The 17,145-nt window shown below is 50.7% G+C and carries 16 protein-coding genes and 1 tRNA gene; 7 read left to right on the top strand and 10 right to left on the bottom strand.

Features of this window, described 5'->3' with window-relative positions:
- The 4 genes from flgC to ACMXD4_RS18765 all read right to left on the bottom strand — a co-directional run bounded on the left by flgC (position 1) and on the right by ACMXD4_RS18765 (position 2,831).
- The gene (gene flgC / locus ACMXD4_RS18780; protein WP_033159266.1) at positions 1–417 is read right to left on the bottom strand and encodes a flagellar basal body rod protein FlgC; all 417 of its coding nucleotides are present in this window, start codon (positions 415–417) and stop codon (positions 1–3) included.
- A 2-nt stretch (positions 418–419) separates the two neighbouring features.
- On the bottom strand, positions 420–815 hold the full coding sequence (flgB, locus tag ACMXD4_RS18775) for a flagellar basal body rod protein FlgB (protein WP_033159267.1): 396 nt from the start codon (positions 813–815) through the stop codon (positions 420–422).
- 178 nt (positions 816–993) lie between these two features.
- Positions 994–1,860: a CheR family methyltransferase gene (locus tag ACMXD4_RS18770; protein ID WP_101052427.1), complete on the bottom strand. Its 867-nt coding sequence runs from the start codon at positions 1,858–1,860 to the stop codon at positions 994–996.
- Between the two features lie 38 nt (positions 1,861–1,898).
- Complete coding sequence (locus ACMXD4_RS18765) at positions 1,899–2,831, bottom strand: chemotaxis protein CheV (protein WP_020483236.1); 933 nt, start codon at positions 2,829–2,831, stop codon at positions 1,899–1,901.
- 117 nt (positions 2,832–2,948) lie between these two features.
- Between ACMXD4_RS18765 and flgA the strand changes: the two genes are divergently transcribed.
- From flgA to ACMXD4_RS18730, 7 genes are all read left to right on the top strand, one after another.
- A complete protein-coding gene (gene flgA, locus ACMXD4_RS18760; RefSeq protein WP_171697633.1) occupies positions 2,949–3,638 on the top strand; it encodes a flagellar basal body P-ring formation chaperone FlgA in 690 nt (229 codons plus the stop codon).
- 69 nt (positions 3,639–3,707) lie between these two features.
- Positions 3,708–4,013 carry a flagellar biosynthesis anti-sigma factor FlgM gene (gene flgM, locus ACMXD4_RS18755; protein WP_101052429.1) on the top strand — a complete coding sequence of 102 codons (306 nt, stop codon included), beginning with the start codon at positions 3,708–3,710 and terminating at the stop codon, positions 4,011–4,013.
- A gap of 4 nt (positions 4,014–4,017) precedes the next feature.
- Complete coding sequence (locus tag ACMXD4_RS18750) at positions 4,018–4,512, top strand: flagella synthesis protein FlgN (RefSeq protein ID WP_033159270.1); 495 nt, start codon at positions 4,018–4,020, stop codon at positions 4,510–4,512.
- 33 nt (positions 4,513–4,545) lie between these two features.
- Positions 4,546–5,325 carry a flagellar brake protein gene (locus tag ACMXD4_RS18745; protein ID WP_171697634.1) on the top strand — a complete coding sequence of 260 codons (780 nt, stop codon included), beginning with the start codon at positions 4,546–4,548 and terminating at the stop codon, positions 5,323–5,325.
- Positions 5,326–5,357: 32 nt separating this feature from the next.
- Positions 5,358–5,434 (top strand) — tRNA-Arg (locus ACMXD4_RS18740).
- An 886-nt stretch (positions 5,435–6,320) separates the two neighbouring features.
- On the top strand, positions 6,321–6,827 hold the full coding sequence (locus ACMXD4_RS18735; protein WP_033159282.1) for a hypothetical protein: 507 nt from the start codon (positions 6,321–6,323) through the stop codon (positions 6,825–6,827).
- 241 nt (positions 6,828–7,068) lie between these two features.
- Positions 7,069–7,926, top strand: a complete 858-nt coding sequence (locus ACMXD4_RS18730) for an SDR family oxidoreductase (RefSeq protein ID WP_171697635.1) — start codon at positions 7,069–7,071, stop codon at positions 7,924–7,926.
- Between the two features lie 49 nt (positions 7,927–7,975).
- On the opposite strand, the gene ACMXD4_RS18725 is transcribed toward ACMXD4_RS18730, so the two are convergent.
- The 6 genes from ACMXD4_RS18725 to leuC form a co-directional block, all read right to left on the bottom strand.
- Positions 7,976–9,478, bottom strand: a complete 1,503-nt coding sequence (locus ACMXD4_RS18725) for a B12-binding domain-containing radical SAM protein (RefSeq protein WP_171697636.1) — start codon at positions 9,476–9,478, stop codon at positions 7,976–7,978.
- Between the two features lie 319 nt (positions 9,479–9,797).
- Positions 9,798–12,812, bottom strand: coding sequence for a FimV/HubP family polar landmark protein (locus ACMXD4_RS18720; RefSeq protein ID WP_415879069.1), 3,015 nt, complete (start codon positions 12,810–12,812; stop codon positions 9,798–9,800).
- A gap of 69 nt (positions 12,813–12,881) precedes the next feature.
- Positions 12,882–13,904 carry an aspartate-semialdehyde dehydrogenase gene (locus ACMXD4_RS18715; protein ID WP_415879068.1) on the bottom strand — a complete coding sequence of 341 codons (1,023 nt, stop codon included), beginning with the start codon at positions 13,902–13,904 and terminating at the stop codon, positions 12,882–12,884.
- A gap of 5 nt (positions 13,905–13,909) precedes the next feature.
- On the bottom strand, positions 13,910–14,989 hold the full coding sequence (gene leuB, locus ACMXD4_RS18710; RefSeq protein WP_415879067.1) for a 3-isopropylmalate dehydrogenase: 1,080 nt from the start codon (positions 14,987–14,989) through the stop codon (positions 13,910–13,912).
- 21 nt (positions 14,990–15,010) lie between these two features.
- Positions 15,011–15,649, bottom strand: coding sequence for a 3-isopropylmalate dehydratase small subunit (leuD, locus tag ACMXD4_RS18705; RefSeq protein WP_171697639.1), 639 nt, complete (start codon positions 15,647–15,649; stop codon positions 15,011–15,013).
- A gap of 3 nt (positions 15,650–15,652) precedes the next feature.
- Positions 15,653–17,059: a 3-isopropylmalate dehydratase large subunit gene (gene leuC / locus ACMXD4_RS18700; RefSeq protein WP_415879066.1), complete on the bottom strand. Its 1,407-nt coding sequence runs from the start codon at positions 17,057–17,059 to the stop codon at positions 15,653–15,655.
- Positions 17,060–17,145 lie beyond the last annotated feature (86 nt).

The raw sequence follows: 17,145 nt of genomic DNA, 5'->3' as shown, positions 1-17,145 counted from the left end.
TCACTGTCCCATTTTCAGGGTTTGCAAAATCAGGTTTTTAGCAGTATTCAACACCTCTACATTGTTTTCGTAGGAGCGGGAAGCGGACATCATATTGGCCATTTCTTCCACGGTATTGACGTTGGATTTATAGATGTAGCCGGTCGCGTCCGCCAACGGATGATTGGGGGCATATTCCATCACCGGCGGCGCTTGGTTTTCGACGACGCCCAGCACGTTGACGCCGCTGGCGGTGCTGTTCTTGTCCATTGCATTTTTCAGTTCGGCGGCAAACACCGGTTGACGGGATTTGTAGACCTGATCAATGCTGCTGCTGACGCTGTTGGCGTTGGAAATATTGCTGGCGACCAGATTGAGTCTCAGGTTTTGCGCGTTCATACCGCTGCCGGCGACGTCGAAGATGCGAAATGCAGACATGGTTATTCTCCTTTAATGGCCGACATCAGGCCGGAAAACTTGTTGTTGATAAACCGTAAGCTGGCTTCGTACTGCACGGCGTTTTCTGCGTATTTGGCTTGTTCGATGTGCGATTCGACGGTATTGCCGTCCAGCGAGGCTTGTTGCGGATTGCGGTACAGCAGGTCTGCGCCGAGTACATTATTCTGGCTAGACAGATGGCCTTGCTGGCTGCGTTTCAGCTCTGATCCTGCCCCGGCCAGGGTTTGTTGAAACACCGACTTGAAGTCCAGATCGCGGGCTTTGTAATCGGGCGTGTCGGCGTTGGCCAGGTTTGACGCCAGAATCTCGCTGCGCTTTTCGCGCAACGCTAATGCTTGCGGATGAATGCCTAAGGCACTGTCGAAATTAATAGCCATAATTGCCACCTTTGGGTTTTTTAAACCTTAAAGCAGTATATGTGCCATAAAATAAATGTGCTGTTATTTCATTTGTGTAGCGGATTTGAGGGATGGCGAGAGTGTCAAAAAACAGTGTTTCGGGCGGGGCGGCAAAATGCTGCCGTTGTGTTAAGTCGTCAATAAACTGACGAGCGACTTAACCGACTTTTTTGAAGTAGCTGGTTAAGCCGGAGCGAACCAATTCAAAGCTGTTTAAGCCTGTCGGCATCGCTTCGGTACTGCTTAGAAACAGATAGCCGCCGGGTTCCAGGCTGTCAGCCATACGGGAGAGGATGTCGCGTTTAACTTGATCGGAGAAATAGATCAGGACGTTGCGACAGAAGATCAGGTCAAAACGGCCCAAGGCAGTGAACGATTTGAGCAGGTTGAATTGTTGAAAACGCACGAGCTGGCTGACTTCCGGGCTAAGTAAGTAGCCGTCGTAATTTTTGTGGAAATACCGGGCTTTTGCCGCGCTATCCAGGCCGCGAGATAGTGCGGCTTCTGAATAAACCGCTCGCTTGGCTTCTTCGAGGATAGCTTCCGAGATGTCCGTGCCGATAATTTGCACGGAGCGGGATTTGCTGGAGGCTCTGATGGCTTCCAGGGCGCAGATGCCTATCGAGTAGGGTTCCTGGCCGGATGAGCACGCGGCGGACCAAACTCTGATGTTGCCGTTTTTGCGATTTAGCAAGTTGGGTAGGACTTGGTCTTTGAGTTCGACGAATTGCCGTTCGTCGCGAAACCAGAAAGTTTCGTTGGTGGTCATCGCGTCGATGACGGCGCTTTTGATTTTTTGCGAGGAAAATGACGCGGATTGCAGGCTATTGGCTAGTTCAGCGAAACTTGTGAATTCAAATTTGCCCATCAAGGGCAATAATCGGCTTTTTACCAGGTATTGTTTGCTGTCGCCCAACTCGATGCCGCAGCTCTGGCTGAGGAATTGTTGTATGGTTTGGTACTCCGCGGCGGAAATGTCGATAATTTTACCCGCCGGACTACCCGGTTCAGCCTGGTTCAACATGTCTAAGCTTTGCGGCTGGACGGCGTCTCGAGTATCGGTCAGGAATGGGCTGCATGATAAAGTTTGAGCTGATGCTGAATGGAATTCATCAACGAGTCTGGGTCAAATTTGGCCAGAAATTCGTTAGCGCCGACTTTTTGGACCATTGATGTGTTAAACACGCCGCTTAATGAAGTATGCAAAATCAAATAGATTTTTTTCATGTTGGGGTCGGCCTTGATTTTGGTAGCTAGGGTATAGCCGTCCATGCGCGGCATTTCTACATCGGAAATGATCATCGAGTATTTGTCCTGAATATCGATGCCGTCGGCCACCAGCGCGTTTAAATGATCCCAGGCTTCTTGGCCGTCTTTTAGCAGCGTACATTCGATGCCGATTTGCTGGCAGACCCGTTTAACTTGGTTCCTGGCCACCGATGAATCGTCCACTACCAAGATATGATCGTTTTTGCTGGTTACTTCCATGTCAATGATTTCTGCAGAAGCTTCTTCGCGGCCGCCGATGACTTCTTTCATCACTTTTTCGACGTCAATCACCTCTATCAGCTCACCGTCGATTTCAGTCACTGCGGTTAGATAGCTTTCTTTGCCGGTGCCGGTAGGTGGGGCTTTTACTTGTTCCCAACCGATATTAATGATCCGGTCTACCGAGCCGACCAGAAAGCCTTGAATGGAACGGTTGTATTCGGTGACGATGACGTAGCAGCCGGCGTCGCGGACCAAGGGTCTCATGCCGATAGCCATCGACAAATCGAGTACGGGAATGGTTTTACCGCGCAGGTGAGCAACGCCGCAAATCACCGAATGCGAATTGGGAATTTGCGTTAAGGGCGGGCATTGAATCACTTCCTGAACTTTGAAAACATTAATCCCAAAGCGTTGTTTACTAACAAGTTTAAACAACAAGAGTTCGAATCTGTTGTGCCCCGCCAGTTTGGTGCGCTGATCGACTCCGTCTAAGACTCCGGCCATAAAACCCCCTGAAATATACTGCTTGCAATTATAGACACTTTGCTTTTTTTTACTTTATAAAATTACTGGTATGTTTCGTGCTGTATTCTTGCAAAAGTCAAAAAAATGGCGACTGCAATGAAGATCAAAAATTTGAGAGTGATTTGGCTGTTGGTCTGCGAAACAGCGTTAGCGGGGCCGATGCAGTCGGTGCCGTTAATCCAGGATGCGGTTAACCAATACATCAGCACCAATCTTGCTCCAGGCGGCAAGTACGAAATAGGCGGCGCGCAAATTGATCCGCGTTTGCAATTGCCGCAGTGCGAACAACCATTACAAGTATTTACACAATCCGGCGAAATAAAGCCGGGCAGGAATACGGTGGGGGTGCGATGCCAAGGCGAAAGAGGCTGGACGATTTACAGCATGGTATCGGTAAGGTCGTTTAAAGACGTACTGGTCCTGAATCGTTCATTACAGCGCAATGATGTGATTCGTGCCGAGTATTTGACTGCGGAAACTCGCGATATTGGCTTGTTGCAACAAGGTTATCTGACTGACTTGGATGATGTCGTTGATAAGCAGGCGGTACGTAATATTCCCGCCGGAAGTGTGTTGAGTAAGCTGCACGTTACCGAGTTGACGTTGGTCAAGCGGGGCGAGCGGGTGAATATTCAATCGGGCAAGGCCGGAGTGCTGATTAGCGCGGTCGGCACGGCGATGGCGGATGGTGCAAAAGGTCAGAAAATCAATGTAAAAAACTTGTCTTCGCAACGGGTAATCCAGGCCACCGTGGTGGATTCCGGTCAGGTATCGGTTTATTTTTGATAAAGCGTTAAAGGAATTTATGATGATGCCGCTAAATGCTACAGATAAAACTAATTTAGGAATACCGTCATGGCTATCGACCCTATCACCAGCAAATCTGTTAGCACACCGCTACCGGCAAAACCAGCGGTTAAGGACTCGGCCGAACTTAAAGAGAAGCCCGTCAGCGGCGCCTCCACGGACACAGTCAACATCACAGCGACCGCTCTGGACATTAAATCGGCAACTGCTGCAAGCGCTACCGCCCCCGTGGTGAACGAAGACCGTGTGGCGGCCATAAAAGCCGCTGTGCAGGACGGCAGCTATCAAGTCAACGCCGAGCGCGTTGCCGAGAAAATGTTGCAATTTGAAGGTCAACTAACCAATAGCACATGACGTCATGATAGAGAAAACTTATCAAATCACCGAAAAACTACTAAATAACGGTTTAAAAGCAACGCAAAGTTTGCACGAGCTGCTGAACGCCGAAGCCGCAAACCTGAAACAAAAAACCGATGCGGATGCCATATCGGCAATCGCTACCCACAAAAAAGATCTGGTTGCCCAGCTTGAGCAATTCACCAAGCAACTTGGGCAGGTACTCGCCACCGAGCAACTGGTGGTGAGTAACGATGGCATGAAAGCCTATCTGGTCAAAGCTAAATCCGCCGGTATCAATATTTCCGAGTCCTGGAATTATTGGAATCACATCGTTAGGCTCTCCCAAACCTGTCGTACAATTAACGAACAAAACGGTGCCAGCATTGCGTTATTGAGTCGACATACGCAAAGATCACTGCAAATCTTAAGAGGCAAGTCGCCGTTAGCTGCTACCTATGGGCCTGATGGCGTTACCCGCAACGAGCTGTTTTCGCATACATTAATTTCGGTGTAGACTGAGCGACGAATAACCAGACAGGTCGCTTATATGCTGCGAAAACTCAAGCATTTATTTTCAAAACCGTTGCCGACGGAGCCCGCTCACGATGACGATGACGAGCTATTGAGTTTTGAGAACCCCAACTTTATTACCGATTCCGACAAGATTGCCAAATTACTGGGGGAAATTGAAAATAGTTCGCCGCTATGTACCGTTCAGGTTGAGGGCGAGGACTTTAGTTCTTCAATATTGGCAGTCAAACTGGATAAGAAGGTCATTATCCTCGACGAACTGATGCCTAAATACGGTAACGATTTTCTGTTGCTTAATCGCTCGCTGAAACTCTCTACCTTTCATAAGGGTATTCATTTATCGTTTAATCTGGCGGGAATCGAAGTCGGTCATTCAAGGGGAATCAATTACTACAAAGCCCCGTTCCCTGATCGCGTGTTTTATCCCCAGCGGCGACGCACCCCTCGTCTGGAAATTAGCAGTATCGATATTCCGTTTTCCGGCGTTGTGCAGCGCACGGGTATTTCGGTTGGAGGTAGTCTGTTCGATTTATCCAGAGGCGGAGCGGGGATTACCGTTCCCGTTAATAGGGCGCGGGTTCAGCGCGGCGATACCGTCAAAAACTGCCAAATCACCTTTGAAGATTATGTTATGGATTTTGATCTGTCCGTACGCTTTGTAAAGCCGGTGTCGGCGGCATCAGCCAAAGTGCAAATCGGCGGATTATTCGAAAATCTGTCTGCAAAAAGCCAATCCAAGCTGTCCTATTTCATCACTTCACTTGAGCGCGTGGAGATTAGAAAACAGAAAGCCTAGTCTTCTGGCCTGTGGTAAAATCACCCTCTAAGGTCCCGGTAGCTCAGCAGGATAGAGCGGTCCCCTCCTAAGGGACAGGTCGGACGTTCGAATCGTCTCCGGGACGCCATAACAGCCGTTACGAACTGCTTTTGGCTGACCAAAGCTCTCGCAATCGTTGTATCAAACGCCGGTTTAAAGTCTGGACATGAGGCATAGTTTTTTGCAAATCCAAATCCCATGTGCGCTCAACGCTGATAGCGTTTTGAAATAGTTTTCCCGTGCGCGCTTATTTTTTGCGCATCCGCTATCTTCATTATGAGTTTTGTAGCGGCCATGATTCTTGCCAGTCTGGCACGCTGATGAACTTCAATAGTTGGTCTTACAAGGTGGTAGCCCAGCCAGCAAGGCATCGTTCGTTAAAGGCTTTAATCAAAACTTAATATTTTGTTAATAAAGGATTAAGTTGCCGGCTGTAGAATCTCGGCATACCCAATTTCTAATTGCGGTTTTTAGCCTTGAACAACCGATTTGTCCGACAGATGCACGACTATTCATAAAGATGGAAGGCGTTTCTGTCTTAGCAATGGATTGTGGCGCATTATATTGCGCGGTAGAGTTGGGGGCGATTGGTGGTGGGTAGCGGGGCTTGCATTCAGTGGTTTATGCCGTTGTATAGGGATAAGTCTAGGGAGAAAGCCGAAGGGGTATGCACCCTATGTAGCCAGGTTATTCAAGTGGTTGCCATGCCTTTGTAAAAAGCGCCGTTTCAGTAAAGTCGTTTGAATATATCAATTCATCTATTGAACTTGATCTCTGTTTCAGGGATTAACCATTTTGAGCTATTGCCTTGCGATCAACGAATGTTCGGCAGTAGCGGCTTACGAGAGTTGAAGACTCGTAGTAAGCAGACAGAACTCTGCTAAAGCTGATGTTGTTATGCAATATCGGCTTCGGAGTATAAGGTGGCTAAAGGATAGCCGTTTGTTAACGTAAGTGAAAATGGGGAACAATCCATGAAAATGCTTTTATCTTTAAAACTTTGGCTTGCTGTTTGCCTGTTTGCAGTTTCGACTGCAAGCTCAGCAGGCATCATTTGGGAAGCTACTGACGGCGATAGTAATTTTATCTCCTTCGGCTCTAGTGCATTCCCATTTACTTCAAGTGACACCTTCGGTATCTTTGCTGCTACCGCTGATCTGGCTGCTGATGCACCTGTGTACACTTTTAACGGTGTAGGTAGCTTTGCCTCTGCTAGCCCTTTTAAATTGGGCCTGTTGACAGCAAGCGGTTGGGTTAGTGAAGCCGGTAATTACGAGTTGAGCGCTCCTAATACCTTCTTGTTGTCCTTTGTAAAACCTGGCGTGATTACCAACAACTTAAGCTTTCTGTTTGGATTTGATCTGAAAGCAGCCGCTAATCAAAATCCTGTCACTAGCGTGCCTCTCCCCGCTTCTGTATGGTTTATGACAAGTGCGTTGATGGGCTTTCTGTATATAGGTCGTCGTAAACAGGTCGTTTAATCCCAAGCTATCATTGGGCTTTTAGGCCGGTTGGAGTCCAGTACTCCACCCGGTTTTTTTATGCCTATTGAACAGAGGCCGGTTTGTTCATAAGTGCTTACACAAAGTTGTGAGCAAATCCGGCAACGCACCAAAATCAGCGCGCTCATTTTCGAATGCGTTCGAGACACGGTTTTTATAGCGTTTATCTTGCTGCGGCAGGCCATAATAAGCGGTGTGCAGATTATCTTGGGTAAATACTATGGCGAAAATACTAGTGATCGGTTGTGGAGATATTGGCTATCCGGTGGCTTTGCGCTTGCACCAGCAGGGGCATCAGGTAACCGGGTTGAAGCGCAGCGCGCCGGCTACCTCGACCCCGTTTCCCATTTTTATTGCCGATATAAGATTGGCCTCGTCATTGGTTGCTTTACCAAGCAGCTTTGATGCGGTGATATTTATCGTAGCTCCCGTTAGTCGACAAGCTGAGGAATATCAAGCGCTGTATGATGTTGGTTTGCGCAATTTGTTAGCGCATTTTGCGGCAGCTGAAACATCACTCAGTTGGTTGATGGTGTCTTCTACCAGTGTTTACGAACAGAATCGTGGCGAATGGGTCGATGAAACCAGTGTCACTGAGCCGGCTAGCGCCACGAGCCGCTGGCTGGCTGCGGCGGAGAAACGCTTGTGGATTGCGAGTGACCGCAGTTGCGTCGTGCGTTTTTCCGGGATTTACGGACCGGGTCGTGATTGGTTATTACGCCGAGCGGAGCGAGGGGAGGGCATCCAACAGCAACCGCCCAGTTATACCAACCGCATTCACTCGGAGGATTGTGTGGCGGTGTTGTTATTTTTACTGGAAAAACAACTCGCAGGTGTAGCCTTGGAGCCTTGCTATCTGGCGACCGACGATGAACCGGCCCCGCTTTGGGAAGTGATGAGTTGGTTGGCCGAACAATTTGCTTGTCCTCAGCCTTCACCGTTGTCATTAGCTCCAGATGCCCCACAAAACAAACGCTGTCGCAACACCAGGCTCAAGGCCTTGGGTTACCGCTTTTTGTACCCTAGTTATCGGGATGGTTATGCAACCGTGCGACCGTTGCCGGGCGCGGATGACTGAGCTCAATGACTTTTGATGCCCTCTTCATGTTATTCAAGCTCAAGCAAGTTTATAGGTGTTGAGTTTGCCGTTTATTCGCCACACCGCGCTTCGTCGCGAACACTGTTGCGGCTTGTTGTAAGAACGCCGGCCGACTTTTTTCGCCGCTCCTTCGATAGTCCTCGTCTAACGCTGCCATCGCTTCGGCTGGCGGTACAAATAGTGTGTCAGTCATGACCGAGTAGGTTAATTCGAATAAGCGTTTCAAAGCAATTTGCCAGGTACTGTCCGTTAAGGCGTATAGCGCATCGCTAAATTGTAAAAAGCGGGTAAACGGTTGTTCGGCGACAATGAGCGGCAAACTTGCGGCAAACCGGCCGGAGTTGCCGATCAAATCCCAAAAGCGGGCGAATCGCGTAATACGTTGCAAGTCAGTAAAACTTATATCTCGCGTGCTGAGAATGGCGTAGGGTGGCTGCGGGTCATAACGTAGCTGGTACGCTTCATTGTGTCGGTTGATTGGTGCGCCGCGCAGACGTTTTAAAATCCCGACCTGAATTTCTTGGGGATTCAGCGCAAACAACTTATCGAAACTGGCACCGAAGCCGGCAAGAGTGTCGCCAGGCAGGCCGGCAATTAAATCGGCATGAATATGGGCGTTGGAATGTTGCCGGAGCCAGCTTAAATTGGCTTCGGTTTTCTGGTTATCCTGTTTGCGGCTGATCAGATGTTGGATGGCAGGATCAAAGGTTTGCACACCCACTTCAAATTGCAGTACACCGGGCGGAAATTGGCTGATGGCCTGCTTCAGACGTTCAGGCAAATTGTCCGGAATCACTTCAAAGTGCAAATATAGATCTTCGCTCAAGCGAGCCAAAAAAAACTCAAGGATAGCAACGCTGTTGTCTACTTTTAGATTGAAGGTGCGGTCGATGAACTTAAAGTGTCGTGCACCGCGCCGGTATAGAATTTCCATTTCGCGCAAAAAGCCGTTTAAGTTGAACGGTTTGGCGGTAGTGTCCAGCGACGACAGGCAAAATTCGCATTTGAACGGACAGCCGCGCGATGCTTCCACGTAGATAATCCGTTGACGGATGTCGGTTTCCGTATAGTGTGGATATGGCGACGCCAGGGTGTCCAATGCGGCCATCTCGCCAGCCACGATTTTTTCGGTTGGTTTAAATCCTGACAGCAACTGCCGGCATAATTGCGGAAAACTTAATTCGCCGTTACCGGTGACGACATAGTCCGCCGATTCGGCAATGCTTGGTAAATCGGGCGGATGACTGACTTCCGGCCCGCCAAGTACGATGATAATGTCCGGTGCGACTTGTTTCAGGATGGCTATCACGGCGCTGATTTCCGCCACATTCCAGATATAAACGCCAAGGCCGATAATCCGCGCTTGTTGTTGCAGTAGTTTTTCGACAATTTCGATTGGGCGCTGCTGGATGCCGAATTCTAATAAGACCGTGTCTGTTTGCAACGTGCCCATGTTGGCGTAGAGATAGCGTAAGCCAAAAGCAGTGTGAATGTATCGGGCGTTGAGGGTAGATATAACGATACGGGGCATGTCTGATGTGGCGGATGGCTTCTAAATTGCGGTAATGCGCCAGCATAGCATCAATTTGGTGTTGGAAGCTGCTCTCGGCTGGTCTGCAAATGCAGGCTACGCGCTAGTGCAAACTATTGTGGAAACTGGCATTGTGCTGAAAATGCCCGGCTGTAGCAGCTTGGTTGGGTGAGCGATGTTGCCGAGTTCTGATTAGGCCGGCGATAGTTTGGGAATAAAACGCTTGTGCTAAACGGCCTATGAAATAACTGAGCCGCTACCGATTTTTCCAAAAAGCGGGATCTAACAATTTAGACGAATCGGCTGCTGCAATCGATGCTTATTTAAGTTCGTCAAGTAAAGCCTGTGCGGCTTGTTGTTGTTGTTTTGAGCCTTTGGACAAGACATCCTCGGCTATCAATTTTGCCGCCTCGGTGTCGCCCATATCGATATAGGCTTTCGCCAAATCGATTTTGGTTTCGAATTCGTCCATATCGGTCAAATCGGAAACCCCCAACTCAAACTCGTCGGTGTCTGTAGTGCTGATGATTGGCGTGTCAAAGTCGAAGTTAAAATCGAACTCGCCGCTCGGTTGCACAGATGTTTCCAAAACCTGATCTGAAGATTGGGCTGATTTCGGGGTGATATTGTCAAAATCGGAAAAATCGAATGTTTCCAGTTTCAACTGCGATTCTAAATTCAGTTCAGGTTCGATGCTTAGGCTATCGTCAGTTTGCGCTTTGGAGGTGATGCTGTCGAAGTCGAAGTCGAAACTGTCTGCGTCCGCTAACGCTTCTTTGCTGCCGTCCGTAAGGTCTGAAGCAGTCTTTTTTATGTCATCGAAATCGCTAAAGTCGAATGATTCTATATCTGTTGATATCTCGGCTTTTGCGGCATCCTCGTTAGATTTATCCGCAGTTGCTTCCGGAGTTGCATTGTCGACATCGAAGTTAAAATCGAAACTCTCCAAAGCATCCATCGAGTTAGGAGATTTTGTTTCCATCTCCTCTTTGTTGTCAGTCGTTTCGGATTCAGTATCCGCAGCAATTTCGGCAAAACTGGCAAAATCCAAAGATTCAAGCGCCAAGACAGCCGAATCCGCTTCAGTTTTTTCCGAGTCAGAATCTAGCGCAAAGTCGAAGTCGAACGATTCTATGTCATCGTTGCTGGAAACTGCGTCACTTTCCGTGGTTTCGATAGTCTTCGCCGCAGATTTAGAAGCAGGTGGCTGATCGAAATCAATACTTTCGATATTTGCATCGGCTTGCTTGTTTTCAAGCGGTGACCTGGCGCTGCCGCCGAAACTTCCCAAATCAAAATCCAGTCCGTTGTCTTCGAGTGCCAAATCTTTATCGATATTCAGATCCGACAAATCGTCGTCGAGCTGCGCAAAGCCTTTATCCAAATCGATAATTTCCGTATCGGCCGCGGTGGAACTCGCTGCGCTAACAGTAGTATCGCCTTTGCTGATGGGCGCTGTGGTAGCGGCAAAACTGCCGCCAAACAAGGCTAAATCGGGGACGATTTCTTTAGCCATGTCGGTGACTTTTTTCCAGAATGGCTTATCGGCTTGTTTGCCGGCGTCGGCCAGTTCTTGCGCATAACCGGCAAAGCCGTCTTTGTTTTCACTGGCGTAATAGATTTCCAGTAATTTCAGTTTGCATTCGTCGCGGTTAGGCTGTTCGCTTATTGCATGGCGAATCAGTTCTTCCGCTTGTTGATAGCGGCCATACGCCAAGTACACGTCGGCTTCCGAGATCGGATCAACTTCATTTTGATCGGTGTCGAAGGCATCGAAATCGCTAGGAGTAAAGTCGCTGATAAACGAACTTTCACCTACAGTACCGACGTCGTATTCATCGGTACTGCTGATGTCCATAATCGGCACGGAAAGGCTGCTCTCAGAATCGGGCAGCCGAATTTGACTGGCCGATGCGAACATGCTTTCAGTGTTGGTGCGTTCGTCGATTTTACGTTTGCGCCATAACAACCAGCCCAGCAAGCCCAAAATACCAGTACCTAAGGTGCCGGCAACCCAGTAATAAGCATCCGAGCCAAATAAACCTTCGTCTTCTGCAACAACCGGTGGAGGTGGCGGTGGGGTAACTTTGGGTGCGGGTGGAACAATAGGCTTGGGCGCCGGTGGTGTCACCACTGCAGGTTCGGAAACCGGTGGCTGCGGAGTCGGAGTCGGCGTTACTGCCGGAGCTGGGGCCTCGGGGCTGGCAACGGGTGGCTGAGGTGCCGGTTGTGCGGGCTGAGGGCTAGGCTCGGCTGTTGCTGGTTTATTGTTTTGTAAAGTGGCTAGTTGCTGATCTTTTAAGGCCAGCAATTGCTGCATCATGCCTAGTTGTTGCTCGAGCTTTTCGATGCGAGCTTGTAACTCCAGGTCTTTCCCTTCGCTGGCTTGATCGGCAGCACTGTTTAAAGCAGGATTAGCTGTCGCAGCCGAATTTTGTTCGGTTTTTGTTGAACCCGTGCCGGCGGCCTTCGCTTCGGTAGGTGCTACCAATTCGAGCGCTTTCTTGGTGGTTTCTGCTTGTGCGGTTTCCGGCTTGACCTGCTTATTGGCGGCTTTTCGCTCATTTTGCGCTTGTCTTTGTGCCGGATTCATAATTGCGTCCGGCTCAGGAATCTTTAAGGTGGCGCCTTCTTTCAGCGAATTGATATTGCCGTTGTTAAATGCGTCCGGATTGGCTCTGTACAAAGCGGTCAACATTTTCTGGGTCGGAATGTTCTTTTCCTGGCCCACTTGGGCGGCGATACTCCATAAAGTATCCGATTTTTGGATAGGGCCGAATTCGCCGCTAGTGGGTGTTTCTGGCGTAATGTTGTCGGCAGGGGCGGCTCGCACTGCTCGCTTTGGTGCGGTTCTAGTTCTCTTGATCGGGCGCTCTAGTGGCTCAATGGGTTCGGCACTGTAACCGCTGGTTTCCACGACAGGCGTGACCGGTTGGTTATAAGCGGCCGGTGGGTCGATGAGCAATGTGAACTCGCGCATCATGCTGCCTTGCGGCCAAGTGACTTCCAAGAGGAAATCCAGAAACGGCTCTGTCAACGCTTCCCTTGAGGAGACTTTTACGATGATGGAGCCGTTTGCTTGCACAACCGGCTCCAACTTGATCTTGGACAGAAAATAATTCCAAACTACGCCGGCTTGGTCAAATTTTTCCGGCGGGGCCAATTTTACCGAGACATCGGCCGGATTTTCGCCCGGTGCGACGCTGAGTCTGATTTCGGCATTGAGTTTTTGGTTTAGGGCAGAATGTAATTCAATTTCGCCGATACCTAAGGGTTGGGCACTGACTGGTGCCAGTAACGATACAACCGCTAAGGCTTTAGTTAAATTGCTCACATTGCTTTCCTTCACTTGTAATACCTCGGTACTTACTGACCCACTATAAAACACAGAGCTAAGCGTAGACTAGATGTAGCTTTTTACCAGCACTTCGGCTATTTGCACACTGTTAAGCGCAGCACCTTTTCTGACGTTATCACTCACTACCCATAGATCTATGCCGGTCGGATGGGAAATATCCTCGCGGATTCTGCCGACAAATACATCGTCGTTGCCGGATGATTCCGTCACCGCCGTTGGATAACCGCCGTTCTCACGTTCGTCCAACAACGTTACCCCGGGGGCAGACGCCAACAGCTCGCGAACCTGCTCAGCGGAAATCTTGGTTTTAGTCTCAATATGCACGGCTTCCGAATGTCCAAAAAACACCGGCACCCGCACGGCTGTGGGGTTGACCAGAATATCGGCATCACCGAGGATTTTTCGAGTTTCCCAGACCATTTTCATCTCTTCCTTGGTGTAGCCGTTATCCATGAAGACATCGATTTGCGGCAACACGTTGAAAGCAATTTGCTTTGGATACACGCTAGGCTCGACCGGCTTGGCATTCAACAAATTCGCGGTTTGCGTGGCCAATTCTTCAATCGCTTCCTTGCCGGTGCCGGACACTGCTTGATAGGTGGCAACGTTGATGCGGCTGATACCTGCCGCATCGTAGATCGGTTTCAAGGCCACCAACATCTGGATGGTCGAGCAATTGGGGTTGGCGATAATGCCGCGATTTTTGTAATCGGCAACTTTTTCCGGATTGACTTCCGGCACCACCAACGGAATGTCGTCGTCGTAGCGAAATTGCGAGGTATTGTCGATGATCACACACCCGGCTGCGGCCGCTTTGGGCGCATACTCCGCAGACACTGACGCGCCGGGAGAAAATAAGCCGATCTGCACTTTCGAGAAATCGAAGGTCGCCAAATCTTCCACTACCAGCGATCCGTCTTTAAACGGGATACGTTTGCCGGCCGAGCGCTCACTGGCCAGGGCATATACTTTGCCGACCGGAAAGTTGCGTTCTTCCAAAATGGAAATCATGGTTTCGCCGACCGCGCCAGTGGCGCCAACGACTGCTACATCATAAGTTTTAGACATATTGCTTATCCTTTTAAGGCGTTAAGAACAGCATCGCCCATGCCGGAAGTGCTGACTTTGGTCATGCCTTCCGAATAAATGTCCGCGGTTCTGACTTTACTATCCAATGCGCTGTTCACCGCGCGTTCGATACGCTCGGCGGCTTCTGGCTGGTTAAAGGTGTAACGCAGCATCATCGCCACCGACAAAATCGTCGCCAAGGGATTGGCGATACCCTGGCCGGCGATGTCCGGCGCGGAACCGTGAATCGGTTCATACATGCCCTTGGCGTTGGCATCCAGGGAAGCCGACGGCAGCATGCCGATGGAGCCGGTCAGCATAGCGGCGATGTCGGACAGAATGTCGCCGAACATATTACTGGTGACGATCACATCAAATTGTTTCGGCGCCCGTACCAGTTGCATCGCAGCATTATCGACATACATATGACTCAGTTGTACGTCCGGATAGTCCTTACCCACTTCGGTCATCACGCTGCGCCATAGTTCGGTCACTTCCAGCACATTGGCTTTATCGACCGAGCACAGTTTTTTGTGACGTTTTTGCGCAATCTTGAATGCGGAATGGGCGATGCGGCGGATTTCCGATTCGCTGTAAATCTTGGTATTGATGCCGACTTTCTCGCCGTTTTCCGCCACATGCACACCGCGCGGCTGGCCGAAATAAATGCCGCCGGTCAATTCGCGGACGATCATGAGGTCCAGGCCCGACACCACTTCCGGTTTCAAGGTCGATGCGTCGACCAATTGCGGATACAAAATTGCCGGACGCAGGTTAGAGAACAGATTCAACTCGGAGCGAATGCCCAATAAGCCGCGTTCCGGACGTACCGCATGGGCCAGCGGCTCCCACTTAGGGCCGCCGACCGCACCCAGCAGCACCGCATCAGCGTTTTTGCACAGATTCAGCGTGGTTTGCGGCAGGGGAGTGCCGAAAGCGTCATAAGCCGCACCGCCAATCAAGGCGTTTTCGAATACCAACCCGAGATTCATGTCGGTATTTAGAAAGCTTAGTACTTTGAGCGCTTCGGCGACAATTTCCGGTCCGATGCCGTCGCCAGCCAGGACTGCTATTTTTTTGGGCATTTTTTTACCTTTCAGTGGCGCTTATGCGTCTTTGAACAACCACGGTGCGCGTTTGGCGCGCTCGGCTTCGTAACTCTTGATTTTGTCGGCATGTTGCAGGGTAAGTGCGATGTCGTCCAGGCCGTTCAGCAAGCGGTAGCGGCGGTTTTCATCGACAGTAAAGGCAATGTTTTGTCCGCTTGGTGTGGTAATGGTTTGGCTTTGCAGATCGACCGTCAATTGGTAACCGTCGACAACTTCCTTGAACAACAGGTCCACGGTTTCCGCCGGCAACACAATCGGCAGAATGCCGTTTTTAAAACAGTTGTTGAAGAAAATGTCGGCAAAGCTCGGCGCGATGATCACGCGGAAGCCATAGTCTTCCAGTGCCCACGGTGCGTGTTCGCGCGATGAACCGCAACCGAAGTTTTCCCGGGTCAGCAGAATCTGTGCCCCTTTGTATTGCGGTTGGTTCAAAACAAAATCCTTGTTCAACGGACGGTTGGTGCAATCCATTTCCGGTTCGCCATGATCCAAATAACGCCATTCGTCGAACAAATATGGACCGAAGCCGGCGCGGCGGATCGATTTCAAAAACTGTTTGGGGATGATCGCGTCGGTGTCGATATTGGCGCGGTCCATCGGCACCACCAGGGCGGTTAAAGTGGTAAAAGCCTGCATGATTTAAGCCTCCTCGGCGACGTTGACAAAGTGGCCGGCAATCGCAGCCGCGGCAGCCATGGCGGGACTAACCAAGTGGGTACGGCCGCCGTAACCCTGACGGCCTTCAAAATTACGATTCGAGGTCGAAGCGCAATGTTCGCCGGCATCCAGACGGTCGGCGTTCATCGCCAGGCACATCGAGCAACCCGGTTCGCGCCACTCAAAGTCGGCGGCGGTGAAGATTTTGTCCAGGCCTTCCGCTTCAGCTTGTTGTTTGATCAAACCCGAGCCGGGCACTACCAACACTTGTTTGACTGAGGCGGCTTTTTTGCGGCCTTTGATCGCCGCAGCCGCGGCGCGCAAATCTTCGATGCGCGAGTTGGTGCAGGAACCGATAAACACCTTATCCAGCTTGATGTCGGTGATTTTTTGGCCGGCTGTTAAACCCATGTATTGCAGGGCGCGTTCGATGCTTTGCTTCTTGACCGGATCGGCTTCCTGAACGGGATCGGGGATGGATGCATCGACCGGTAATACCATTTCCGGCGACGTGCCCCAGCTGACTTGCGGTTTGATCGCGGCGGCGTCGAATTCGATGACTTTGTCGAATTTGGCGTCGGCGTCGGAATGCAGTTTTTCCCAGTACCGGACCGCCATATTCCAGTCCTCGCCTTTGGGCGAATAGGGCCGGCCTTGGTAAAACTCGATGGTTTTTTCGTCGCAACCAATCAAACCGGCACGGGCACCGGCTTCGATAGCCATATTGCAGACCGTCATGCGGCCTTCCATGCTCAGCGCGCGAATCGCGTCGCCACCGAATTCGATGGTGTAACCGGTGCCGCCGGCGGTGCCGATCTGGCCGATGATCGCCAGCACGATGTCTTTTGCGGTAACGCCTGGTCCGGTTTTGCCGTTGACCTTGATCAGCATGCTTTTGGCTTTCTTTTGCACCAGCGTTTGCGTGGCCAGGGCGTGTTCCACTTCCGAGGTGCCGATACCGAAGGCCAGCGCGGCAGATGCACCGTGGGTTGACGTGTGCGAGTCGCCGCAGACCACGGTCATGCCGGGCAGCGTGGCGCCTTGTTCCGGACCGACCACGTGCACGATGCCTTGGCGGATGTCGGCCATATCGAATTCGGTGATGCCGAACTCGGCGCAGTTGTTTTCCAGGGTTTGTACTTGCAGACGGGAAACCGGGTCGGCGATGCCTTGCGCGCGGCCGGAGGTCGGCACGTTATGGTCGGCGACGGCCAGATTGCGGGCGACCCGCCACGGTTGGCGGCCGGACATGCGCATGCCGTCGAAAGCTTGCGGTGAAGTCACTTCGTGCAGCAACTGCCGGTCGATATAGATCAGGCACGAGCCGTCGTCTTCGGTATGGACGACGTGGTCGTCCCAGAGTTTGTCGTATAAGGTTTTACCTGCCATTTGGATTTCTCTTTTTAGGTGGTGTACGCATTGATGCCCTTTGGGGTATCGCGTACCGAAAGCTAAAAGGTACGTGTTGGGTACCC

This window comes from Methylomonas sp. TEB, assembly GCF_047777895.1.
In the GTDB taxonomy this organism is placed as follows: domain Bacteria; phylum Pseudomonadota; class Gammaproteobacteria; order Methylococcales; family Methylomonadaceae; genus Methylomonas.
Note: the sequence above shows the minus strand (reverse complement) of the source record. Positions and strands in the feature narration are given on the sequence as shown.